The organism is Paenibacillus lentus, from assembly GCF_003931855.1.
Lineage (GTDB): Bacteria > Bacillota > Bacilli > Paenibacillales > Paenibacillaceae > Fontibacillus > Fontibacillus lentus.
The window spans coordinates 3845093-3869878 of record NZ_CP034248.1 but is presented as its reverse complement, the minus strand read 5'-3'; the positions used below and the strand labels follow the sequence as shown (position 1 = coordinate 3869878).

The window sequence follows — 24786 nt, the reverse complement described above, 5'->3', positions numbered from 1 at the left end:
ATGGTGGGGAGGATAGAGCCTTGGGACAAGAGCGTAACCAGATGACGGATTGCGGAATACCGAAATTCAATTCTCGTGATCTCGTTATTCGAGAAGATATTATGGAAAAAGCAAAAGAGCTCGCTGAGTTGATTGGTACGAGCGATGAGGTTCAGCATTTCCAAAAAGCAGAACGTCTGATACAAAAGCATGAAAGAGTACAGACGCTAATTAGCGCCATTAAGAAGAAGCAGAAGGAGATCGTTGCCTTCGAAAGCTTTAAAAATCAAGCGATGGTGGACAAGATTGAGCGGGAGATTGATGAACTTCAGGATGAACTAGATGAGATACCGGTAGTTACCGAGTTTCAACAAAGCCAGAGCGATATTAACTATTTGCTGCAGCTGGTCATCTCGGTAATTCGGGATACGGTATCGGAGAAGGTAAACGTCGAGTCCGGAAGCGACCCCGCTCCGACCTCAGGGTATGGTGAGTAAGTTATCATTAATCTGTGCGGAGGCTTCCCCTTCGCACTTTTTTTGACGATATATAATAGAACAGGCAAAGATTCAAGCTAGTTCATAATATGAATATTACGCGTATGATTGTTTGAATGATGACATCTTAGAAATACTACATCTAGAAGGGTTACTGTAAATGAGCCCGTTCAGAATAGGGGGGACGATAATGGATTGGACGGATATTATTTCCCGCAGCGAGAAAACTTTTTGGGGAATGCTTGGCCTCCGCCTGTTATCGGCAGACAGTCAACGTGTGGAAATCGGCCTCACCGCTACGGAATCACATCTTAATTCCATGGGTATTGTCCATGGGGGCGTATTGTCTTCGATGATGGATCAGGCTATGGGAACGCTCGTAACGGCCACGAAGGGCGGACGGGAGGGCGTAACAACCCATTTGAATGTGAATTTTCTCAGTCCGATGACCAAAGGCGAATTGATCGTAACTGCTTATCCGCTGCATGAAACATTCCGTACGATGACTTTACGTGCTGAGGTTCACAATAGTGAAGGCATACTGGGATGTATCTCGACAGCAACATTCCGTTTGCCGAAAGCTAAGACGGATGCTGCTGCGCAGAAAAGCTAGTACGTTATTTGGAATTACAAGGGAATGTTGTACAGTGATCCATCGTGCAACGTTATCATATAATTAATGTGGTGATTCATGATGAGTATGGGACAAGAACAGGATCAGGGGCAGCATCAAAACGATGTTAAGAAATACCGAACACCGGACGGAATTCCTGCAGATATAGTCATGTTTACACTAGCCAAGCAGGAGAGAAAAGCGGCCACTAAGTCACTTCCCAGGTTTGATCTGAAAGTGATGCTAATTCGCAGAAGAAGCTGGCCGTTTGCCGGCGCTTGGGCACTCCCGGGGGGATTCTCCCAAGAGGATGAGTCCCTATATGAGACAGCACGCAGAGAGCTGAAGGAAGAGACTGGAGTAGATGGACATCATTTGGAATATCTCGGTGTATATAGTAAACCGGGACGCGACCCGCGCGGATGGATTATCTCGCATGCCTTCTTTGCACTTGTAGAGGAATGTGTGCTAGAGAAGCGCCAGTCCGCAGATGATGCTCAGGAAGTTGGATTGTTTACGGTGAAGGAGGCGCTGGAGGACTTACAACTGGCGTTTGATCATCGGGAAATTTTAGAGGACGCCTACAAAAGAATTCAGCAGCAAATGCTCCATACTACGATCGCAAAGCAGTTTTTGCCGCCTCATTTTACACTTGGCGAGCTGTATCAGGTCATCCAAACCGTAGTTCCCGACTTCGCTGAGCTGAATTTTATCCGTAAAATAACGTCTACCCGCAGTAGACAAGGGATATTGGAAGAAGTGCATGATGAGAATGGCAACCCTATGCTGTCTAATCAGTATTCGCAGCGTCCGGCTCAGCTGTATCGATTTACGGATTACACCCCGAGACTATCTATTTATACTTAATCCAGCTTTATTGAATACCCGTTTTTCTCGAGTGGTTATTCATGTTGTTAATTGTCAGTCAGGCTGTTGTTTCATTGTTCATACCATGTTCATAGTCGCATTATTACAGAGGAAGGGCTGGGTGAAGCTAGATGAAGGCATTGCTTGTTGTTGATTATACGAAGGATTTTGTAGATGGAAAGTTGCCTGTAGGGGAGCCGGCGATCTTACTTGAATCGGCCATTTGTAAAATTACGAAGCAATATGTGCAGAACGGCGACTTTGTCGTGATGGCGGTGGATTTGCATGAAGAGGGAGATACACTGCACCCGGAGTCAAAGCTGTTTCCACCACATAATATTCGCGACACGGAAGGCCGGGAATTATACGGTAAATTAGCGGAAGTATATGAACAGCATCATAAAGAGATTTATTGGATGGACAAGACGAGATACAGTGCTTTTTGCGGAACGAATCTTGAGCAGAAATTACGTGAGCGTGGAATTCAAGAAATAGCGATTGTCGGCGTTTGTACGGATATTTGTGTATTGCATACGGCCGTGGATGCCTATAATAAAGGTTATAGCATTACCATTTACGAGGATGGCGTTGCCAGCTTCAATCCGGAAGGCCATGCATGGGCACTCGGACATTTCCGGGCTACTTTGGGGGCAAATGTTACAAATAGCCGATAAACTTCAGCGAAGCTGTGCATTTGTACAGTTGTTGTGACACCAGAGAGGATGAAAGATAAATGCAAAGCGAGAGTTTGGCGCTACATACGGATAAATATCAGATCAATATGATCTATGCCCATTGGGTAAACGGTACACATGAGCGCAAGGCTGTGTTCGAGGCTTATTTTCGCAAGCTGCCCTTTGGCAATGGCTATGCTGTGTTTGCAGGTTTGGAGCGAATCGTGCAATACATATCCCATTTGCGGTTTACGGATAGCGAAATCGAATTTTTAGGCAGACAGGAAGAGAAGTATGATCCTGCTTTTTTGGAGTTGCTGCGTAACTTCCGTTTTAAGGGCAATCTTCTAGCCGTCCCGGAAGGGACATTGGTGTTTCCGAATGAGCCGCTGGTTCGGGTAGACGGAACGATTATGGAAGCTCAACTCATTGAGACAGCGCTGCTTAATTTTATGAATTTTCAGACCTTGATCGCGACTAAAGCCTCCCGTGTGAAAAGAGTAGCCGAGAATGAAGTATTGCTTGAATTCGGCTCGCGCCGTGCGCAAGAGGCGGATGCAGCCATATGGGGAGCGCGTGCCGCCTATTTATCAGGGTTTGACGCGACATCGAATTTGCTTGCGGGGGAAATCTTCGGCATACCAACGAAGGGTACACATTCGCATTCTTGGGTTCAGAGCTTTAACTCGGAGATGGAGGCTTTTGAACGCTTCGCCAAGGCATTGCCCGATCAAGTTTCTTTGCTCGTAGATACGTTTGATACGCTCAACAGTGGTGTACCGAATGCGATTAAAACAGCGAGGCTGCTGGAGAGTAAAGGAAAAAGGTTAAGCAGTATCCGCCTAGATAGCGGTGATCTGGCTTATTTATCGATTCAAGCACGCAAGATGCTGGATGAAGCCGGCCTTCCTTATGTCAAAATCGTGGCGTCGAATGATCTTGATGAGAATACGATATTTAACCTCAAGGCTCAAGGGGCCAAGATCGATATTTGGGGAGTCGGGACTCAGTTAATTACGGCTGCTGATCAGCCGGCCTTAGGCGGCGTGTACAAGTTGGTTGAACGGGAATACAACGGAAAAATGGAGCCGACGATCAAAATATCCGGCAACCCAGAGAAAGTAACGACTCCGGGCAAGAAAGATATATTGCGAATCGTTGATATAGAGAGCGGCAAAGCGATTGCCGATTACATTTGCTTCCCACATGAGCAGCAGGCAAGAGCTGGAGGTAAATTGCGTTTATTTGATCCGGTTCATCCTTACCTTAAAAAGTCTGTGAAAAATTATAGGGCTATAGAGATGCTGCAGCCCATATACGTGAATGGGGAGTTAGTCTACAAATTACCTTCACTTCATGCTATTCGGAAATATCATAAGGAACAGCTGCAAATGTTCTGGCCGGAATATTTACGGAAGCTGAACCCGGAAAAATATCGCGTTAATCTGAGTCAGGAAGCGTGGGAATTGAAGCAAAAGCTGATCGAGGATTATTTAGGTCACCAAGAAGATTAATGCAATATGTATATTTTAAGACTGTTTCTCAGCCAAAGCTGTAGGAACGGTCTTTTTTATTTCTCGGGAAAGCGCAAAAAATGCTATATTTAGCGTCACTGCTTGCTTCATTCGACATCAGCTCCAAAATTGTCCATATGACATTTGTTACATCCGTCACACCTCACATATGGTAAATTGAAAAATTAATCGAGGGTTTTTTGACTCGGTTTAATGTGACGGAGTTGAAGGGCATTTTTTATAGGTTTTAACCGTTTATAAAATCATTTTAATGAACTCGCATAAGCGAAAGAAGGGAGTCCAGACGCATGGTCCAATTACCAAAGTTGAACGAGTTAGGATTTTTTGAAATTCGGCTGGAATCGATTGGCGGTCTCGGCGCGAACCTAGCTGGAAAGATGCTGGCTGAAGCAGGAGTCGAAGGTGCCGGACTGAACGGTGTTAGTTTTTCTTCGTACGGTTCGGAGAAGAAGGGGTCGCCCGTGAAGGCGCATATTCGCTTTTGCGATCTCAAGACGCCGATTCGGGATACATCGCCCGTGGAACGGCCGCATATCGTAGGGATATTTCAGGAAGCGCTTGCTAAGACCGTAAATGTCATCAGTGGTATCTATGAAGACAGCACCGTGCTTGTTAACTCTCGTAAAACACCAGCGGAGCTGAAAGAGCAATTAAAGCTGCTTGGCGGAACGATCGCTGTTATTGATGCTACCGGTATTGCTCTTGAGGAGAAGAACAGAGTCAATATGGCCATGCTCGGAGCAATGTTCCGTTTATGTCCTTTCCTGGATCCCCAGATCATGAAGGACGTTATCCGTAAATCACTAGAAAAAAAATATCCTCAATCGGTTGCTCCGGCGTTGGCTACGTTCGAGCGGGGCTACCAAGAGGTGACCATTGAGTCTTTTTCGCTGCCCGCAGGAATGAGTATGCCTGCGTTCACACGTGCAGATACACCAGTTCTTGGATATGAAACTCAGCCGATTGGCGGGATTGTGACGAATCCGGGGAACAGTATTTTGAAGGATTTGAGCATATCGCGTTCGGGGATGATGCCGCATTTTAATATAGATACCTGCATTCATTGTGCCCAATGTGATAATGTCTGTCCTGATAATTGCTTCGTATGGAAGGAACTCCCTGACAAAAAAGGCCGCTTACAGATGTTCTTGCAGGGAATTGATTATCAATATTGCAAGGGCTGTTTGAAGTGTATTCATGCTTGCCCAACGGACGCACTGTCTGGGGAGCGGGAGGAAGACGGTTACGCGGAAGCCAATCGCGTTCCGCATCTGTTTGATTTAGCCCTGCAATAAGCGGGAATGTCGGCAATAAAGTTATAGTTGAAGTCATAATAATGCGAGTTCAACACCCCCTAAATATAGAAGAGAAAGGCGGATGCGTTATGGCGATGGATATTGCAAAAGAGCAAGGCACAGCTAAAGTGGAGCAACGCGTAGTATATGAGTCAGGTAATGAAATGGCGGCATATGCTGCCCATCAAATCAATTATCATATTATGGGATATTTCCCGATATCTCCGTCCACGGAGGTTGCTCAATTTCTCGATTTGATGAAGGCGAACGGCCAGCATGACATCAAGCTAATCCCTTCGGATGGTGAGCATAGTTCTGCGGGAATTTGCTACGGGGCATCTACAGCTGGCGGGCGGGTATTTAATGCTACGAGCGCGAACGGATACATGTATATGCTCGAGCAGATGCCGGTTCAGTCGGGAACCCGCTTTCCGATGGTTATGAACCTGGTATGCCGATCGGTTTCCGGTCCGCTGGATATTCACGGTGATCATTCGGACTTGTATTTTGCCCTGAATACAGGATGGCCGATATTAATGTGCCGTGATCCGCAGGCGGTGTACGACATGAACATCATGGCGATCAAGCTTGCTGAAGATCCTGAGGTTAGATTACCTGTGCTTGTTGCTTCAGACGGGTATTTTACCTCGCACCAGAAACGAAGAGTTCATACGTTCGCGAACCGCGAGGATGTATTGAAGTTCGTTGGTGAACAGCCGCCAGCAGGATTTCCGCATACACTAGATCGTAATAATCCGATCACGGTAGGCCCATATATGAATGAGCCTGATTATATCAACAACTGTTACCAGCAGTCCGAGGCCATGTACCGGGCAGAGAAAGTGTTTGAACGCATTGCCGGCGAATATGAGCTGCTGACGGGCAGAAAATATGAAATGCTGGATTTATATCGAATGGAGGATGCCGAGGTTGCGGTTTTCCTAATGAACTCTGCCTCTGAAATTATCAAAGACGTTGTGGACAGCTTGAGAAATCAAGGCATTAAGGCGGGCTCGATTGCTCCGAATATGATTCGGCCCTTCCCACAGCGGCAAATTGCTGAAGTGCTTAAAAATGTGAAGGCGATCACGGTGGGGGATCGCGCTGACTCTTACGGGGCTCATGGCGGCAATATGACGAACGAGATCAAAGCGGCCTTATTTACGTATGGAAATAAGACAACGCAGGTCGTAAGCCGCGTTTATGGCTTGGGCGGCAAGGAGTTTTACGCAGAAGATGGCCACCATTTATTCTCACTTGCAATTGATGCAGCGAAAAAACAGAAGGTTGAGGTTCCGTTTGATTATTATGGACATACACCGGGAGATCCTGAGAAGGCGCCTAAACGGGTGCTGAATCCGCTTCGCTTCGAAGATTTGAAAGCCGGGCTCATTAAGGTGACGCAAAATGAGGAAACTGGCAAGCTTGGTGTCCGCATACCGCCGCTCCGCTCATTGACGAAGAAGCCTAAACGGATTGCTCCAGGTCATGGTGCATGTCCAGGATGTGGTATTTTCTCCGGGCTAGAGCTGTTCTTTAAAGGGATTGAGGGCGATATCGTCGCTCTGTTCCATACGGGCTGTGCGATGGTAGTAACCACCGGTTATCCTTATTCTTCGCATAAGGCAACCTATATTCATAACCTGTTTCAAAACGGCGCTGCGACCTTATCCGGCGTAGTGGAGATGTTCTGGGAGCGAAAACGCCGCGGAGAGCTAGATCACCTTGGACTTCAAGAAGACTTCACTTTCGTGATGGTGACCGGTGACGGCGGGATGGATATTGGTATGGGACCGGCGATCGGCGCTGCGCTTCGCAATCATCGGATGATTATTATTGAATACGATAATGAAGGGTATATGAATACGGGGGCCCAGCTGTCTTATTCGACGCCGCTTGGACATCGCACATCAACTTCGAATATCGGCTCGGTACAGAAGGGGAAAGTATTCCATCATAAAGATACACCGCAAATTATGGCTGCAACTAACATCCCTTATGTGTTCACGGGCAGCGAGGCTTATCCGCAGGATCTGGTCAAAAAAGCGGCAAAAGCGCAATGGTACGCTCAGAATGAAGGACTTGTCTATGGTAAAATACTAATAGCTTGTCCGCTTAACTGGATCAGTCCCGATGATGAGGGGACGAATATTGTAGACGCAGCTGTCAATTCCTGCTTCTTCCCACTCTATGAGGTCGAACGTGGAGAAACGACGATTACGTACAACCCGGAGGAAAAGGGTAAGCGGGTTCCGCTCGTCGATTGGCTGAAGACTATGGGCAAAACTCGCCACTTGACTAAGCCTGAGAACAGTGAAGCGCTCGCCGAATTTGAGCGGGAAGTCAATCGTAGATGGCAAATATTGCTGGCTAAGCATGAGCATCCATTTTTATAAGTGGGATTAGGATAAACCTAGTAATGTGGTGTGCTTAAAGCTTGCTAAGCTATAGGAGCTGTACTATTCATAGCTTCACTGCTGTTGAAGGAGGTTATCTATTTTGGAGGTAGAGAATGTATTTCGCGCATTTCGCGTACATCTGGATGAGGACGGATTCTCAAGCGGCATCGATACATTAAATTTAAATGATTTGCCGGACAATGACGTTACAATTGAGGTGTTCTACTCTAGTGTAAATTATAAGGATGGTCTCGCTAGTACCTCGAAGGGAAAAGTAGTCAGCAGCTATCCCTTGGTTCTTGGTATTGATTTAGCCGGGAGAGTGGTAGCTTCTCGGAGTCCAGAGTTCCAGGCTGGTGATGAGGTATTGTGTACTGGCTACGGATTAGGCGTATCTCACGATGGGGGCTATGCGGAGTTCGCACGCGTTCCGGCAGAATGGCTTATCAAGCTGCCGGAAGGCTTAACGCTTCAAGAGAGTATGGCTATCGGTACAGCAGGTTTTACCGCCGCTTTATCGGTAGAGCGGCTGATGCATAGCGGTATCCAGCCCGAGAGTGGGCCTGTCCTTGTTAGAGGGGCAACAGGCGGTGTGGGAAGCATTGCCGTAAACATTTTGAGCAAGCTTGGCTTTGAGGTCGTTGCTTCCACGGGAAAGGCAGAGGCTCAGGCTATGCTAACCCGTTGGGGTGCTTCCTCAGTGATTACACGGGAAGCTGCCTCTGCTTCGGTCAAAGGAGCACTCGGCAAAAGCCAGTGGTCAGCTGTTGTCGACCCCGTCGGTGGAGCGGGCACTGGGGAGATTTTGAAAACAATGAACTACGGCGGATCGGTTGCTTTATCCGGACTAACGGGAGGCGTGGCGCTAGACACCTCGGTTTTTCCTTTTATATTGCGTGGCATCAATTTACTTGGCATCGATTCCGTGTATTGTCCACGGGCAGAACGGCTCGAATTATGGAAGCGGCTTGGATGTGAGTGGAAACCGGAGCAGGTGTTACAGGACGGCATTAAGGTTTATGAACTGGAGCAGCTGGAAGAGGCATTTTCGACCGTGTTAAGTGGTCAGGCGATTGGACGTCAGGTTGTTTCTCTTAGAAGGAACAAATCATCGGGCAATCGCAGATAAATAAATTTATTCAGGAAAAGGCAACTGCTTATTTTGAGCAGCTGCCTTTTTTCATAGTCGAAAAGTTATTAGCGAGGTATATAGCTCGTATGCCCCCGTCATGCCTTTGACAACCTGGAGCTAATTATGCCGAACTGTGGATGCACAGGTACTTATCAGCTATATCGAGTCAAGCTCGGAATCCTGCTGTTTCCGGCTCTTGACTTCTTTGCGCTGATAAAATTTTTACACGATTAGTCACTTTTTGTTAATCTCGCGCATGATATGCTTAAGCTCAGGAATGATGATTCGCTCCATGGCCAGCTTTACAGCTCCCTGAGAGCCGGGCATGGAGAACACAGCCATATTGCTGATCGTCCCAGCGATTGCTCGGCTTAATATTGCGGCCGAACCGATATCCTCTGTAAAGCTTAAGTAACGAAAAATTTCTCCGAAACCGGGCATTTCTTTATTAAGCAAGCTGCGCACGGCTTCATAAGTTGTATCCCGCGGTGAAATTCCTGTGCCCCCGCTGAGCAGAACGGCTTCTATACCGCGATCCGATGCTGCCTCTCGGAGAAGCTGGCGAATACTGTCATAATCATCTTTGATGATAGTATATTTCATCACTTTATAGCCGTTTTCTTCTAAAAGCTGACGAATCAGTTTCCCGCTTGTATCATTTTCGGCGGTACGGGTATCAGACACGGTTACGATCATGCAGGAAACGTGGTCGGGTGCTTCATTACGGTGTTCTTCTACGGATCTCATCGTATCGTTTCCTTTCCTTTATAATATGAATTTATCCTATTTTAACATAATTATTCGAACTTATACTTCAAAGAGAAGTTGCATCCAAGAGGGGCTTGGTGTAAACTCGCTCTCATGGATAAGGAATTGCCAGCTTAATGGAGGTATTTACATGTCGGAAATGAATGTGACCAAAGCAACGCCGATTTACATATTATCCGGATTCCTCGGCAGCGGAAAGACAACACTGCTGCACCGGATGTTATCCTACTGGAAAGATGGGGGACTTAAACCTGCAATTATCATGAATGAAATTGGTGATGTTAATTTAGACGGTATCCTTGTCGACGATGAACTTCCGATGACTGAAATGTTGGGCGGGTGTATTTGTTGTACGGTACGGGGCGACCTGAGCATGCAAATGTTTGAATTAATAAACAATGAGCGTCCGGATGTAATCGTTATTGAGGCTACTGGAGCAGCTAATCCGTTGGAAATACTAGACGCTGTAACGGAGGTGTCTTTAACAGCCAAAATCGATATCAAGCCGATGATTACGGTTGTAGATTCGGTTCATTTGCTAGAATTGCATGAAGCTCAGAAAGGGAAAACTTATCGACTTATGATGGAGCAGATCCGTTGCGGCTCGATTTTAATCGTTAATAAAATCGACAGGTTGCAAGGAAAGCAACTGGCAGAGGTTGAATCGCTGCTGCGACATTTAAATCCATTCGCCGACCTGCTGCCTGCGGTGAAATGTGATGTGGATTTAGATCGCCTTACTACAATGTATGATCCATTGCATCGGAATCATGATCATCATGAAGGTCATGAGTGTGACTGCAGCCATAAAAATCATGAAACTACCGACAATGATCAAGAACAAGGCTGCCGACACGATCGAGTAAATGAGACGCATGATCATGTCACCGTGTATAGCCACTATTTTCAAGGTCCGGTGAATAGTGAACAGTTTGAGAAGTTCATTGCCGACCTGCCACGAGATGTTTACCGAGGAAAAGGGGTGCTAAGTTTTTCCGATACGTCCAGTCGTTTTTTGTTCCAATATGCTTATCGTGAGGCTGATTATTTAAAGATTGCTCCTAAAGGCAATGTTCCGGATGTCGTGGTATTTATAGGTGAGCATTTTGACAAGAACAAACTGGCCGAACAGCTTCGCCAGCTTGAAGCAATCCCTCATTAATCAGCAGTTCAATTTTAGCAACTTCGATGTTTCATATCATCGTCTTCCTGGTTAGTTTAATAAAGAGTTTGTTGACGGAGACAATATTTTCAGGAGGGATTGAACAATGATTCAGGAAAAATACAGAGAGTGCATCGAAGCTTGTCTCGAGTGTATGAATGCATGTAACTACTGCTATGTCTCCAGCTTGAAGGAATACGATTTGGCTATGTTAAGGGAATGCATTAGGCTTACCCGAGAGTGTGCGGAAATCTGTTCTTTTGCCGCAGAATCGTTATCACGTAATACTCCCTTCGCCCAAGAGATTTGCGAGCTGTGTGCTAAAGCTTGTGATGCTTGCGCGAGGGAGTGCGGGAAGCATGAGCACCATCATTGCAAGCCATGTGAACAGGCGTGCCGTAGATGCGCTGAAATTTGCCGCAGTGCGACTGCGGTTGCTTAAATAGAACAGTACGAAAGCGCAGGTATCCTCGTTTACGCGCCTTTTTTTGATTTTGCACCAGTGGAATCCCGCTGCATCTGTAAAAGTTAACTCCAGTTGAAACCTTTTGGACAGTCCTTGCGTCAGAAAGGGCAGAGGTGATACAAGATGAATAAAAAATTGAAAGCATCAGCAGTGCTCCTGCTGTCCAGCTCTTTGCTGCTAGCCTCCTCGGCTGCCGCATTCCAGGATGTGGAGCCGAAAGACGCTGTAATTACGAAGTCTCTGCATGAGAAGGGGATCATCCAGGGGATCTCAAAGGACAGATTTGCGCCGAAGAGTCATCTTACAGGAGCGCAAGGTGTACGAATGGTCGTACAGGCCTTGGATTTGAAAGGAAACAGCAAAAATTTTGACGTAAAGGGCGGTGCGGAATTCTGGTATTCTGAGTCGCTGCAGATCGCGAAGGACAATGGAATCCAATTGCCTGCCGAATTCAAGCCGAACGAGAAGCTGACGAGAGAAGAATTTGCAAGTATACTTATGCAAGGTGTATCTGCCACCGGCGACTACCCGATGATTATGATGTATCTGCATATGGCTGATTCCGAAGCGGTCAATCCCGATTACATGAACAGCATACAAGCGCTGCTTCTTACGAAGCTAACTTCCCTGGATGAGGACGGAAAATTTAATCCAAAATCACCGATAACTCGGATCGAAGCAGCTCGCCTTGTTTATAATGCCGTTGAATATGTGAAAAAACAGAAAGATAACGTAATCCCGGACATAGAGGATGGAGATCAGTTGAACCAGGTATTCCATCAAATTGAAAAAGTGAATGACCAGGTAAATAAGGTTATTTTGACGCGTGCAAATCAACCGCATCCCGGTTATGGCATTTCAGTCGCTAAAGTAGAATTCCAGGATAAGACGGCGATTGTTTACTACAATCTGCTTTCCCCTGACCCTGGCAAATTCTACGCACAGGTTATTACGGATTCTAAGACGGAGACGTATGTATCCAGCAAATATGAAGTGAAAATTAAGCCGCTCAAAAAATAGCTCATTAAGAATAAGGGGCTGTCCAGAAAGTCAGTAAAAACTGACCTGATATGCTCCCCGCCCCATATAGTAGGCAGGAAAAAATAAAACCTGTTGCTGTAAGGGGAGCATATCAACTGCTGGACAGCCCCTTTTGGTGGGTGCTGCTGCGAGGCATGCGGGCGAGAATGCGGGGCGGGCGCTGCTAGCCCAGGTCGCGGAGCGGCAGCGCGACGGCGTCTTGTTCTACTTTCAGGCATCGCTTTATTAATATGCTTCGAAAGCATCTGGGATTAAGACATCCGCCTTTGGCTTAGGTGGCAGTAACGGAAGTCAGTAGCCTTATTTCAATGAAAATAGCTATATTGTACTCCTAACGGAACTCAGTGACGTTATTTGCCTATTTCGGTGACAATACTTCGCGAATTGCAGTCAATAGCGGCTTATAGTTCCGTTAGCTTTCAAAAACAGCCATATTTCGTTGAATAACGTCGCTCAGTTCCGCATGCCTGCTCCTCTCCTCCCCCCACTCCACGATTCTTATTTTCTTTGCATCATTCTTATTCTCAATCTCATTTTTTTTCAATCTCATTCTTACCCTCCACTCCGTGTTTCTTCTTTCCTCCCTATTATTCTTATCCACACCTTATCCCCCTAAATTCCTTAAGTTACTGCCAATATTCAACTGATACGTCCGAAACCTCAATTTGCCCCCAACCACGATCAAATATTGTTTCTCCACCAAGCCATGCAGTACATTACGAGCATAACGATCGGTCACTCGAAGATGCGTTGCAAGCTCTATTGGTGTAAATGGCCTCAGAAGTCTTCGCGCATACCGTACCGTTTCCGCCTCCATACTGTTCAAACGGGTATCCACCTCGAACGAAAGAAACTTGCCCATGAACGATAAGATTAGCTGCTTGCAAAACTCCGGTTCTTCCTGAATGGACAGATACGCAATCGGCAAGAAGATCCAATCGTCGAGCGACAACAAACTTTGTCTGCGACATAAGTCTTTAAAACGACGTGTATCCAAATCTCTAGCATGCGATCGGTAATCTTGAATCTCTATATCTCCTTTCGCATAACCCGGCAAAAAAGCCAAATCAAGATACCGGTATCCGTTATTAAAATCACGAACCTCCCATTCCGGATACAAATGATCGAAGTTACCGACAACCGGATACCATATCGAATGCAACAACTGCACGGTTCCATGGCTAAGTCCTTTTTGTAGCAACTCACATCTTCGATGGTTCTTCTCCTGTTCAATTTGCTTCTGCATCCACATCTCATATTGTTTCTTGAACATAAAACCCGCCCCCTTTTTCTGAACAAAATAAAAATGCCGCTTCGATACTTATAAGTATCAAAGCGGCATATGCTTCATGACCGTTGACTTGAGTATAGCATTGAGATTTGATCAGAATCAAGGTGAGATTAAGGGTTCATCAGTTATTCCCGTATATCAGTTATGTCCGTATAATTGTGGAAAACGCTATGGCTTAATAACTATTGAATTGGATTTGGGGCAAGAACGTAAAATGTTTCTACAATCGTTGTTGTTCCCAGATTTTTTGGATGATAAGGTCCATAAGAGGCAGAAATCCCGGTCACAAAGGCGAACACAAGCTTATGCCCCCGACCACACCAACACTTTAAGAAAGAAACGGTTTTTATCGTAATTGGACAAGTCCTTTATTTTGATGGCAATAAAACGTCTTAGGCGGTATTTTGGATCATGGGGTGTGCCCTCCTCGGCGATATGCCGATTAAGTTGGGTTTACCGCTGTACGCGAGGCCACCGGGCCTGCGGTTTGCGGCTGTGCTTCTGTTTCTGCTGCGCCTAGTTGAAGGCGGTACATTTGATAATATCTGCCGCCTTGGGCAAGCAGTTCCTCGTGCGATCCGCGTTCGACGATTTCGCCACGGTGCAGCACGAGAATTTGATCGGCATTGCGGATCGTTGAAAGACGGTGGGCGATAATGAATGTCGTACGTCCTCGCTTGAGTACTTCTAGCGCAGATTGGATTAACGCCTCCGTCTCAGTATCGATATTAGCGGTTGCTTCATCCAAAATCAGGATGGCTGGATCGAATGCCAGCGCCCTAGCGAAGGAGATCAGCTGCCGCTCGCCGGCAGACAGCGTGCTTCCCTTCTCGACAACGGGCTCATCCAGACCTTTTGGCAGATGCTGCAAAATGCGCGTGGCACCGACATCCGCAAGAGCCTTCTCTACACTCGCCCGGCTGATTCGCTGGTCTCCAAGGCTCACATTTGAAGCGATCGTGCCCGTGAACAGGTAGGGATCTTGCAGGACGATGCCCATATGCTGGCGAATCCACTGCTTCGGCAGCGTCGTTACATCCTGTCCGTCAATCGTAATCGTACCCATCTGGGGATCGTAGAAGCGGAATAGCAGATTGATGATCGAGCTTTTGCCCGATCCTGTATGACCGACCAGAGCAATGGTCTGGCCTTGCTTAGCCTCGAAAGAGATGTTTTTCAGTACGTAATCCTTTTTGTAGGCGAAGGAGACGTTTTTAAATTCGACGTTTCCTTTGTACCTCGGCATACCGCCATCAGTCACGTCCTCGCCTGGTTCATCCATCAGCTTGAACACACGTCCAGCGGATACCATAGAAGAATCAAGCGCAGCCAATTGGTTCACCATTCCGGTGATCGGCTGGAACAATCGTCCGAGTACATCTACGAAGGCATAGAGTACACCGAGTGAAATAATGCCAGCTCCCGTCAACTGCGCCGAGCCGAAATACCAAAGGACAATGGCGAAGGCTAAGCTGCGAATGACGTTGACAAGATTGTGGGAGGTCAGGGCATTCAGATTTAGCATTTTGTTCTGATGGTTCATGTAATCGTTGTTCAGATTTTCGAATTCTTCCTTGGTCTGTCCCTCGCGACGGAATATACGAATAATCGACATGCCCTGAATCGATTCATTAATCATGGCGTTAATTTCACTTAGCCGCGAGCGGATAATCGTATTGTATTTCGTTGCAAATTTTCGGTAAAGCACCACCCAGAGCCAAATGATAGGTACAACGAACAGACAGATGAATCCAAGTCGAACATCGAGCAGGAAGAGAGCCACATACACGCCCAGCATATTGATGATGCCTGAGAAGAAGTTCGCGAGTACGGCGATAAACAGATCTTTTACTGCTTCAGTATCATTTGTGACCCGGGAAACCACCTTGCCAGCGGGGAGGTTATCAAAGTAGTTCACCGGCAGACGTTGAATATGGCTGTAAACATCGACACGAAGCTTCTGAATTACTTTGTTGGCCGAGGACTGGAGCCAGTAAGTTTTGCCGAATTCCATAACGATCGCGATGGCTAAAAAAGCGAAGTACCAGCCAACCAGAGTAATAATGCCGGGGAGTTCCGGCTTGTAAAAGGCAAATAATTCCTTTGGCGCCAGCTTAACGGCCGAATATTGGTCGGTGCGCCCGTTGTATTCAATCGCTAGAACTCCGCTGTTATAGGTGCGGTCTCCGTCGGTTTGGGTTACAGGCTCATCTACGAATACGAAGGAAGTACCGGTCTGTAGAATACGAACTTCTTGCCCCTTAACTTCATCTTCAGCAAATCGGTCGCCGCGTTTGAAGTATCGTCCGTCGTAAGATACCGTTTGCTCGTTGGGAACAGTCGTCTCATAGAAAGGCCGTTCAATTGCCAGCATGTGATCATCGATCATAGTGCGGGCTAGAAATGGCCCAGCTAGCTCGGCAGCGACGCCGATAGCCAACATGATCAAGGCCAGTATAAAAGTATTTTTTGCCGTCATGGCGTATTTGAATAGTGCTTTTCCCGTATGCGTAGGCATTAGGACACCTCCCCGTCAGTGAGGCTCGATTCTACCTGCTGACGCTCGTATTGTTCTCGGTACCATCCGTTTTCCTGCAGCAAATCTCGATGAGTACCTTGTTCGATAATCCGCCCTTTCTCCAGCACGACGATCCAATCGGCATGCTCCACGGCAGATAGCCGGTGAGTGGAGATGAGCGTGGTTTTACCGGAGCGTTTGCTCCGAATATTGTCAACGATCCGTGCTTCTGTTCGGGCATCTACCGCCGAGAGTGCATCATCCAGAATCAGAATGTCCGGGTTCGCAATAAAGGCTCTTGCTAAGGACACTCGCTGTTTTTGTCCACCGGAGAGGGCGACGCCCTTCTCGCCGACTAATGTATCTAGTCCGTCGGACAAGGTCTCCAGATCCTGATCGAATGCCGCGGTTCGAATGGCTTCCATAATGACCGTATCGGAAGCATCCGCATGACCGAATTGAATGTTTTGCCGGACGCTTTTGGAGAAAAGGATTTGCTCCTGCGGCACATAACCGATCCAACTGTGCAATTGACTGAGTGAAATATGCTGAATAGGCACGCCAGAGATGGTCAGTTCGCCTGTTCCCAGTGGATACTCATGCAGCAGCTGCTTCAGAAGCGTGGATTTACCGCTTCCCGTCCGGCCAACGACACCAAGTGTCTCCCCGCGACGAATCATTAAATTAATGTTGTCCAGGTTAATCATCGTTGAAGTTGGGTATTGGAAGGTGACATTGTTGAACTGAATGACATCGGGAGTATCTACATGGATAGGCTTGGCAATATCCTCGACGTCTGGCTTAACACTCAGCGTTTCATTAACCCGATCGAGAGAAGCGCCGCCGCGCTGCATGATATTGATTAACTCTCCGATGGCGAACATGGGCCAAATCATCATACCTAGATACATATTGAAAGAGACGAGGTCTCCTAAGGTCAGCTCGTTATGAAACACGAGATAGATGCCGTACGTTAAGCCGATGGCGTAGCTCAGTCCAACGCAGAGACGAATCGTGGGCTCGAAGTAAGCGTCGACTCGAGCCACGGCTAAATTTTTGCGATATACATCATCGGTAACATTCTGGAATCGCTTCTCATCAAGACGCTCTTGAACATAAGCGCGAATGACGCGTACACCGGCAATGGATTCCAATACCTGGTCATTCATGTCGCCAAAGGCATCTTGAGCTAATGTATAGCGCTGATGAATAATCCGGCCATAAATCATCATGGCCAGGGCAATGAAGGGCAGGGGAATAATTGCCGCAAGCGTCAGCTTCCAGCTAATTAGCGTGCCCATGGCCACAAAGATGACCGTCAAGTAAGCGGTGGAATCTGTTAAGGTCAGCATGCCGAATCCGGTGGTTTGGGCAACGGACCTTAAATCATTTGTCGCTCGAGCCATCAGATCGCCCGTGCGGCTGCGTTCAAAGAACGGCGGCTTCATTCGTAGTAAATGATTCATGAATCGGGTTCGCAGCAGCCTTTCGACCAGATTAGAGCCGCCGAATAATTTATGCATCCATATGTAGGTCATATAATAAATCACAATGAGTACCCCGATAGTCATTAAAATATATTGAGTCAGCGATTTCCAGCTAATGGATCCTCGTGCGATATCGTCAATGGCTGCGCCCAGCAGCCTAGGCGGAATGAGCTCTATGACGCCGGTGACGATGAGCAGGATCAAACCAATCGCATATCGCTTTTTTTCCTGGCGGAAAAACCACCCTAACTTTTGCAGAACGGAAAACATGAGTATTTTCCTCCTATTCCTCGTCGTTACATAAATTTAAATAAATTTTCTAAGATAACCACTACAGGTAAATTTATGATGATTAGAAACCGCAAAAAAGGCATACCGTCCGTAAACGATATGCCTTAAATTCCAATAACATATAACGCTACGCTGTTGTCACAAAGTGTAGCAACCGCAGCCAGATGATATTGCTATACCCGTTTAGAAGACAGCGGGTGCAGTTCGCGAATAAACTCCAATCAAGCCTGCAGGGGTTGCTCCGGTATTCAGTTGTAAGATATGTCCCATATAAGCTGCTGGAGAATGTTTGATAATTAACACCGTGCTCACCCTTTCATAGTTTGGTAATTAATGCAAATGAGATCTCGTATGTTGTTGAGTTTAACACCGCTTTCCCGTGGCTGTCAATTTTTATTTTGGCATTTCGTTTGGAATTGGTCTAAAATAAGGAGAAGATAGGGGGGAATCGATATGATCAACGTAACGAAAGAAGCTGCTGGCTGGTTCAAAAATGAACTTGGCGTACAAGCGGGGCAGGCGATCCGTTTTTTTGCACGGTATAGTGCCGGAGGGACGATTCATCCCGGATTCTCGCTGGGGATCGAAATTGAAAACCCTGTATCACCAGGAACTGTCTCCGAAGTTGAAGGCATTAAGTTTTTTATGGAAGACAAGGATTTGTGGTATTTGAAGGGTTATAATTTGAACGTCGAATACAACCAGAAGCATCATGATATCGAATATAAGTACGAGATCGCCGAGGGACAGCACTAACCATAAACAAATCCTCGCCTGAGTGGATGCTCAACCAGAAGAAAAGGCCCGTATAAACGGGCCTTCGCTTTGTGTTAGGGGTTGTTATTTAAGAAAATGCTGTCTTCCATCGCAAAATCAAAATCTTGGATATCAAATACTTGGACGGGAACTTCAGCTTCAATAATACGGCGAATCAGCTCTAACTGATCCGTCAGGACAGGGGCGCCTTCACGTTGTGCGGTCAGAATGATCTCTGTCTCAATTGGATCAAGGAACTCCCCGTACTGCTCGTTATCAAGGGCGTTGATTACAGTCCACGAAACGTTCTCGCCGAATAAGATGGATGGGCTCTTGGCCCATGGGACATTTAGAGCGCGTTCGAGCTTCTTGCGATTTAGCGGTTCTTCCAAGTAGGCGATCAGTTCTTTAATTTTATTCTTAACATGCAAATCATCGGCCGGATCATGCATGAGAGGTTCAGGACTATTCTTAAATTCGTACAGCTCCAAGACGGTGGTATAAGGTACAATATATTCTACAGGCGCACTGGGCACAAGTAACTCACCATAAATGGCCACCATCACGGCTTCAATGACAAATCGACGTGACATGGTTATCCTCCTACAAACGGTTACTGCACTTGTCGCTGCTTGAAGGCTTTCGATGACAGCAGGGACATATTATAGGGAGTATATCATAACATGAATACAATTACAGCTTGATCGGCGAAAAATGAATGACGAATGGAGGAAAGTAATGCCTGAATGCGGGGATTTGCAGCAAGATGCGATTCTATCTGCCAGCGTTCTGAATTGGATCAAAAATCAATGCGGCGGAAGTTGGGATATTTACCATATTTGCCCCTTAAAGGGGGGAGTCTCATCTGTTGTATATGAAATACAGCTCCAAAGAAATGAAGAGCATGCCATATGGGTGCTACGTCAGTATACCGACCGCGCTTGGCTTGCAGAGGAGCCTGATGTTGTACTCCATGAGACGTCCGCACTTAACATCGTGCATCGAAATGGGATGAATTCACCCAACTGGATCGCTTCCGATCCGGAGGGGAGCCATTGTGGCGAGCCATCCGTTCTAATGACACGCTTGTCGGGGGAAGTCATTCTAATGCCGGACGATCTTACTAGCTGGCTAGCAGGCATAGCCCAAGAGCTGGCCCTTTTGCATCGGAAAAAGATAGAACCTTTTCCATGGTCTTATTACTCATACATCGATCCATCTCAATTTCGCCTTCCGGGCTGGACGACCAGACCAAAGGCTTGGGAGGAAATCGCCCGAATCATCAAAGAGCCTCCGCCGAACTGCACGCCGCGGTTCATTCATCGAGATTACCACCCTGGTAACGTGCTTTGGGAACGTGGACGGGTATCCGGAATCGTTGATTGGGTTAATGCCTGCCTAGGACCGCCTGGAATCGATGTTGGACATTGTCGAGTCAATTTGGTTCAGCTTCACGGACTGGAGGCAGCCGACCATTTCCTTGACCTCTACTTCGATCATGTGCAAGGTGAGCAAGGAATCGAGTATTCTGCCTATTGGGATATGCTGACTCTGGCGAGTTACGTAGACGTGGAGCTTATGGTATATCAGGGGTGGGTGGATCTTGGAGTTACGCATCTGCATAAGGATTTGTTGGCTGCACGTCTGGACGAATATGCAGAAAGCTTGTTGCGAAGGAGCTAGAACGAAGTCATTGAAACTACACGTTAATTGCGGAGCAACGGCTGAACAAACATAGAAGGATGTGCGCATCGTTGAAACATTGGAAAGCTTATTTCATTTTTGTTAAACCATATACCAAATGGATTATACTAACGTTGCTTATTGGCGTATTGAAATTTGGGATTCCGTCGCTGCTGCCGTTAGTGCAGAAATATGTAGTCGACGATATTTTGCTAAATAAGACGATTGGCCTGCAGGAGCAGGTGTCTCAGCTTATGATCGTGCTTGGAATAACTTTATTTCTTTTCGTCATTGTTCGAGGGCCGGTGGAATATGCCCGGCAGTATTTCGCACAACTGATAACGGCAAAAATCTTATTTGACTTGCGGAACAAGCTGTACAGCCATTTGCAGCGGCTATCGCTTCGCTATTATCAGAATACTAAAGTCGGGGAGATAATCTCTCGATTCATCAATGATGCGGAGCAAACTAAAAACATCGTGGAAGTTGGTATGATGAATGTATGGCTTGATACATTTACGCTCCTATTCGTACTGGGATTTATGTTCTATTTGGACCCGGTACTCACTTTAGTCGCGATATCCATATTTCCGCTATATGCGGTTGCGGTTAAAGTGCTGTACAAACGTCTTAAGATTCTGACCAAAGACCGCTCTGCAGCTCTCGCAGGCATTCAGGCGTATCTTCATGAGCGGATACAAGGTATCTCCGTCATTCGCAGCTTTGCCTTGGAAAGACATGACCAGGTTAAGCTCGCAGGTATTAACGGGAATTATTTGAACAAAGCCTTAGCGCATAGCCGCTGGAATGCCTGGACATTTGCGATTATTAATACGCTGACAGATATCGCGCCGCTGCTTGTCATTGGCTACGGGGGCTATCTGGTGATTCAAGGGAATTTGACGTTAGGAACGTTCATTGCCTTTTTTGGTTACTTGGATCGTTTGTATTCTCCCTTGAGACGATTAATTAATTCTTCCACTGTACTGACCCAGGCTTCTGCGTCTTGGGAACGGGTGCTTGAATTGCTGGAGGAGCCTTATGACATGGTTGATAAGCCCGGTGCGCTAACTTTAACGGGAGGAAGCCATGGAATCGGCCTGCGTAATGTATGCTTTAAATATCATGATCAAGATCCATGGGTGCTAAAGAATATTACGCTTCAAATTAATCCGGGCCAGACTGTGGCCTTTGTTGGGATGAGCGGTGGCGGGAAGTCATCACTCGTCGGATTGATTCCTAGGTTTTATGATATCCAGAAGGGAAGCCTGCAGGTGGGCGGACGGGATGTGAAAGATTGGACGATGGAGAGCTTGCGCGGCTCGATCGGCATGGTGCTGCAGGATAATTTTCTGTTTAGCGGCAGCGTTCGTGAGAATATCCTGCTCGGCAATCCTGGCAGCAGCGAGGAGGCAGTGTACGAAGCAGCTAAGGCAGCGAATGCTCATGATTTCATTATGGAGCTGCCGAAGGGTTATGATACGGAAGTAGGGGAACGAGGAGTCAAGCTGTCCGGTGGACAGAAGCAGCGCATTGCCATTGCCCGTGTATTTCTAAAGGATCCGCCGATACTAATCCTTGATGAGGCTACCTCCGCGTTGGACTTGGAATCCGAGCATCTCATACAGCAGTCGCTTCAACGGCTTTCAAGGAGCCGAACAACCTTAATCGTTGCTCATCGGCTGTCCACGATCACTCACGCCGATCAAATTATTGTGATGAAGGACGGCAGCATCGCTGAACGGGGCACACATGATCAACTGATGGATAAGGCTGGTGTATATGCACAGCTGTACAATATACAAAATTTGAACCCATAGAGCGAAACATTGAATTAGTTTCATAAATTTTCAAAGCTAAAACAATCGAAAAAAGATAAAAGCGCCGATGAAGCGAATATTTGCTTCATCGGCGCTTTTGCTTTTTGAAATGTGCAAGGCTTTAGAGCTTACCGATAAATAGCGATAATATCCCGGCAGCAATCAGCGGGCCCACCGGAACTCCCCGGAAGAAAGCGACGCCAAGCACTGTGCCAATCAGCAAGCCGGCGACGATCGTCGGCTGATTGCCCATTAGCATGGCTCCTCGTCCGCCAAGCCAGGCAACCAGCATGCCTACGGCAATGGCAAGTAAGGATTTCCAATGGAAAAAGGAAGACCACAGTACGGAAAGGGGGATTTTTCCACTGGCGACCGGTGTCATAACGCCAATGGTCAAAATAATGATTCCCACCGTTAGTCCGTACTTTTCCAGCCAAGGAAACGCCATATGCAGCTGCAGCACCCGGATCAGCAGCAGGAAAATCATCGCTATCGTTATCGGCAAATTGCTACTGAATATACCTAGGGCTGCGAGGAAGAGTAGTAGAAGTGATGTTATATCGACTTGGCTCATTCTAGGCTTCTTCCGATCTGGAGCTCATAATATGATCCGCAATTAGCACGCCATGCTTGCGGCCAGTCTCGATGAATACTTCATTGGCATTGCTTCCGGAGGCAATGACGCCAGCGACATACAGACCGGGAACATTGCTCTCCATGGTTTCCGGGTTAAAGATCGGCTTCTCCGCTTCACCGGACATTTCGACACCTGCCTGAAACAGCAGCTTCCGATCGGGATGAAAGCCAGTCAGGGCAAGCACGAAATCATTCAATAGTTTCTCCCGGCCGAGAGCAGACTCAACAATGACGTGATCCTGGCCGATATCAATGACGCGGGAGGATAGACGCAGATCGATTTTTCCCCGATTAACCATGCTTTCAAAGATAGGTTTGACCCATGGCTTGATCTGTTCCGAAATACTATCCCGTCGGTAGACGATGGTGACCTGAGCATCTACCCGTATTAATTCCAAAGCGGCATCGACCGCGGAATTGCTCCCTCCGATGATCGTTACCTTTGTACCCGCATACGGGTGGGCTTCCCGGAAATAATGGGATACTTTGTCCATCTCTTCTCCTGGAATACCGAGCATGTTCGGATGATCGAAATAACCCGTGGAGATGATGACATTGCGCGCTTGATATTCCCATTTTTCACCGCTTTGGGTCACCGAATGCACGATGAAGCTGCCATCTTGCTGGCGATGGATTTCCGTTGCTTCCTCATAGGAAGCGATGTGTAAATTATAGTGGCGGCTAACTCCGCGATAATAAGCCAAAGCCTCATGTCGGAAGGGCTTTTCGTTCGGCGTGGTGAAGGGAATATCGCCGATTTCCAGCAGCTCGGGCGTACTAAAAAATTGCATATGCGTAGGGTAAGAATAGATGGAATGTACGAGACAGTGCTTCTCCAGCACCAGGACATGCAGTCCTCTTTTTTGGCATTCAATGGCCGCGGAGAGTCCGCAAGGACCAGCACCGATAATTATGACGTCTTGCATGAAAGTCCTCCTAGTTCTTGTAGTTCAAAATACGTAAGCCTGGAACAATACCATCCTACAGGAAATACAAAGTAATATCCATATGTCTGGAACCAAACGACGAGAGTTAGCCTATGGAGAAGCTGTTAGTTCGCCTTGAGGGGCAGCCAGTTCAGAACATCTTGAATTCGCGCATCCCAGTATGCCCAGTCGTGGGCTCCTGGACCTTCCTTATACGTGAGGTCAAATCCGGCTTTAATGCAGGCATCTCGAAAGCGAATATTATCATCGTATAGAAAGTCCTCGGTCCCGCAGCATTGGAACAATCGCGGTGAGGTTAACGGATCGGCTGTTTCCAGCAGCTTAAACAAGTCATTCTCCGTGCCTGATGGACCGTCGGGTCCGAAGATTTGCCGATACAAGGACTGATTGTCGATCGAACGCCTTACTTCATCAATTCGGTTGACTGATACGTCGAGAGCACCGGATAGACTTGCAGCAGCGCTAAATACGTCAGGTTTTCTTAATGCGAGCTTGAAAGCGCCGTAACCGCCCATCGATAAGCCGGCAACAAAGGTGTCCTCGCGACGCTCGGACAAGGGAAAAAACGAACGGCATATGTAGGGAAGTTCCTCGCTTATAAATGTCCAATAGCGTTTGCCCGTGTCCATGTCCGTATAAAAGCTAACATCGACCTGGGGCATGATGACGGCGAGGCCAAGCTCCGCTACGTAGCGTTCTATCGATGTACGGCGGAGCCAGATGGAATCATCATCAGACAATCCATGCAGCAAATATAACGTAGGAATAGATCCGGAAATCTCGCTGCTGCCCATCCCGATTTGCGATTTGGCCCGCTGCGGCAAAATCACTGTCATGGAAGTGGAAAGGCCTAGAACCTCAGAGAAAAAGCGACATTGGATTAAAGCCATTAAATCAGCTCCTTATAACTAATGTTTAAGCAAATTATA

23 protein-coding genes are annotated in these 24786 nt (G+C 47.0%); 14 read left to right on the top strand and 9 right to left on the bottom strand.

What is annotated here, in order from left to right:
- Window positions 1–41 precede the first annotated feature (41 nt).
- The 8 genes from EIM92_RS17405 to EIM92_RS17370 all read left to right on the top strand — a co-directional run bounded on the left by EIM92_RS17405 (window position 42) and on the right by EIM92_RS17370 (window position 8988).
- Complete coding sequence (locus tag EIM92_RS17405; RefSeq protein ID WP_125085259.1) at window positions 42–476, top strand: YlbF/YmcA family competence regulator; 435 nt, start codon at window positions 42–44, stop codon at window positions 474–476.
- Window positions 477–666: 190 nt separating this feature from the next.
- Entirely contained in the window at window positions 667–1089 is a 423-nt protein-coding gene (locus EIM92_RS17400; protein ID WP_125083798.1) for a PaaI family thioesterase, read from the top strand.
- Window positions 1090–1170: 81 nt separating this feature from the next.
- Window positions 1171–1956 carry an NUDIX domain-containing protein gene (locus EIM92_RS17395; RefSeq protein ID WP_125085258.1) on the top strand — a complete coding sequence of 262 codons (786 nt, stop codon included), beginning with the start codon at window positions 1171–1173 and terminating at the stop codon, window positions 1954–1956.
- A gap of 131 nt (window positions 1957–2087) precedes the next feature.
- Window positions 2088–2630 (top strand): cysteine hydrolase family protein, encoded by a 543-nt coding sequence (locus tag EIM92_RS17390; protein ID WP_125083796.1) that lies wholly within the window; start codon window positions 2088–2090, stop codon window positions 2628–2630.
- A gap of 59 nt (window positions 2631–2689) precedes the next feature.
- Entirely contained in the window at window positions 2690–4144 is a 1455-nt protein-coding gene (locus EIM92_RS17385; RefSeq protein ID WP_125083794.1) for a nicotinate phosphoribosyltransferase, read from the top strand.
- 308 nt (window positions 4145–4452) lie between these two features.
- Window positions 4453–5460 (top strand): 2-oxoacid:acceptor oxidoreductase family protein, encoded by a 1008-nt coding sequence (locus EIM92_RS17380; protein ID WP_125083792.1) that lies wholly within the window; start codon window positions 4453–4455, stop codon window positions 5458–5460.
- 89 nt (window positions 5461–5549) lie between these two features.
- Window positions 5550–7856, top strand: coding sequence for a thiamine pyrophosphate-dependent enzyme (locus tag EIM92_RS17375; protein WP_125083791.1), 2307 nt, complete (start codon window positions 5550–5552; stop codon window positions 7854–7856).
- A 103-nt stretch (window positions 7857–7959) separates the two neighbouring features.
- A complete protein-coding gene (locus EIM92_RS17370; RefSeq protein ID WP_125083789.1) occupies window positions 7960–8988 on the top strand; it encodes an acrylyl-CoA reductase family protein in 1029 nt (342 codons plus the stop codon).
- 237 nt (window positions 8989–9225) lie between these two features.
- Here EIM92_RS17370 and EIM92_RS17365 read toward each other — a convergent pair whose 3' ends face one another.
- Complete coding sequence (locus EIM92_RS17365; protein ID WP_125083787.1) at window positions 9226–9738, bottom strand: MogA/MoaB family molybdenum cofactor biosynthesis protein; 513 nt, start codon at window positions 9736–9738, stop codon at window positions 9226–9228.
- 160 nt (window positions 9739–9898) lie between these two features.
- Here EIM92_RS17365 and EIM92_RS17360 point away from each other — a divergent pair, with 160 nt between their 5' ends.
- The 3 genes from EIM92_RS17360 to EIM92_RS17350 all read left to right on the top strand — a co-directional run bounded on the left by EIM92_RS17360 (window position 9899) and on the right by EIM92_RS17350 (window position 12407).
- Window positions 9899–10921, top strand: a complete 1023-nt coding sequence (locus EIM92_RS17360; RefSeq protein WP_425464211.1) for a CobW family GTP-binding protein — start codon at window positions 9899–9901, stop codon at window positions 10919–10921.
- Between the two features lie 106 nt (window positions 10922–11027).
- Window positions 11028–11363, top strand: coding sequence for a four-helix bundle copper-binding protein (locus EIM92_RS17355; protein WP_125083783.1), 336 nt, complete (start codon window positions 11028–11030; stop codon window positions 11361–11363).
- A 147-nt stretch (window positions 11364–11510) separates the two neighbouring features.
- Window positions 11511–12407, top strand: a complete 897-nt coding sequence (locus tag EIM92_RS17350) for an S-layer homology domain-containing protein (protein ID WP_125083781.1) — start codon at window positions 11511–11513, stop codon at window positions 12405–12407.
- 433 nt (window positions 12408–12840) lie between these two features.
- On the opposite strand, the gene EIM92_RS17345 is transcribed toward EIM92_RS17350, so the two are convergent.
- From EIM92_RS17345 to EIM92_RS17330, 4 genes are all read right to left on the bottom strand, one after another.
- Window positions 12841–13029, bottom strand: a complete 189-nt coding sequence (locus tag EIM92_RS17345; protein ID WP_125083779.1) for a hypothetical protein — start codon at window positions 13027–13029, stop codon at window positions 12841–12843.
- Between the two features lie 3 nt (window positions 13030–13032).
- Complete coding sequence (locus tag EIM92_RS17340; RefSeq protein WP_125083777.1) at window positions 13033–13701, bottom strand: transcriptional regulator; 669 nt, start codon at window positions 13699–13701, stop codon at window positions 13033–13035.
- 460 nt (window positions 13702–14161) lie between these two features.
- Entirely contained in the window at window positions 14162–16237 is a 2076-nt protein-coding gene (locus EIM92_RS17335) for an ABC transporter ATP-binding protein (protein WP_125083775.1), read from the bottom strand.
- Window positions 16237–17994, bottom strand: a complete 1758-nt coding sequence (locus EIM92_RS17330; RefSeq protein WP_125083773.1) for an ABC transporter ATP-binding protein — start codon at window positions 17992–17994, stop codon at window positions 16237–16239. The genes EIM92_RS17335 and EIM92_RS17330 overlap by 1 nt, the downstream gene beginning before the upstream one ends.
- A 474-nt stretch (window positions 17995–18468) precedes the next feature.
- Between EIM92_RS17330 and EIM92_RS17325 the strand changes: the two genes are divergently transcribed.
- On the top strand, window positions 18469–18771 hold the full coding sequence (locus tag EIM92_RS17325; RefSeq protein ID WP_125083771.1) for a HesB/YadR/YfhF family protein: 303 nt from the start codon (window positions 18469–18471) through the stop codon (window positions 18769–18771).
- 74 nt (window positions 18772–18845) lie between these two features.
- Here the strand turns inward: EIM92_RS17325 and EIM92_RS17320 are convergent, their stop codons facing one another.
- Window positions 18846–19364 (bottom strand): ADP-heptose synthase, encoded by a 519-nt coding sequence (locus EIM92_RS17320; protein WP_125083770.1) that lies wholly within the window; start codon window positions 19362–19364, stop codon window positions 18846–18848.
- A gap of 145 nt (window positions 19365–19509) precedes the next feature.
- Between EIM92_RS17320 and EIM92_RS17315 the strand changes: the two genes are divergently transcribed.
- Entirely contained in the window at window positions 19510–20454 is a 945-nt protein-coding gene (locus EIM92_RS17315) for a phosphotransferase family protein (RefSeq protein ID WP_164515142.1), read from the top strand.
- 71 nt (window positions 20455–20525) lie between these two features.
- Window positions 20526–22274 (top strand): ABC transporter ATP-binding protein, encoded by a 1749-nt coding sequence (locus EIM92_RS17310; protein ID WP_125083766.1) that lies wholly within the window; start codon window positions 20526–20528, stop codon window positions 22272–22274.
- Between the two features lie 121 nt (window positions 22275–22395).
- Here the strand turns inward: EIM92_RS17310 and EIM92_RS17305 are convergent, their stop codons facing one another.
- The 3 genes from EIM92_RS17305 to EIM92_RS17295 all read right to left on the bottom strand — a co-directional run bounded on the left by EIM92_RS17305 (window position 22396) and on the right by EIM92_RS17295 (window position 24747).
- Window positions 22396–22848 (bottom strand): DUF441 domain-containing protein, encoded by a 453-nt coding sequence (locus EIM92_RS17305; protein ID WP_125083764.1) that lies wholly within the window; start codon window positions 22846–22848, stop codon window positions 22396–22398.
- 1 nt (window position 22849) lies between these two features.
- A complete protein-coding gene (locus tag EIM92_RS17300; protein WP_125083763.1) occupies window positions 22850–23836 on the bottom strand; it encodes a YpdA family putative bacillithiol disulfide reductase in 987 nt (328 codons plus the stop codon).
- A gap of 125 nt (window positions 23837–23961) precedes the next feature.
- The gene (locus EIM92_RS17295) at window positions 23962–24747 is read right to left on the bottom strand and encodes an alpha/beta hydrolase (RefSeq protein ID WP_125083761.1); all 786 of its coding nucleotides are present in this window, start codon (window positions 24745–24747) and stop codon (window positions 23962–23964) included.
- Between the last annotated feature and the right edge of the window lie 39 nt (window positions 24748–24786).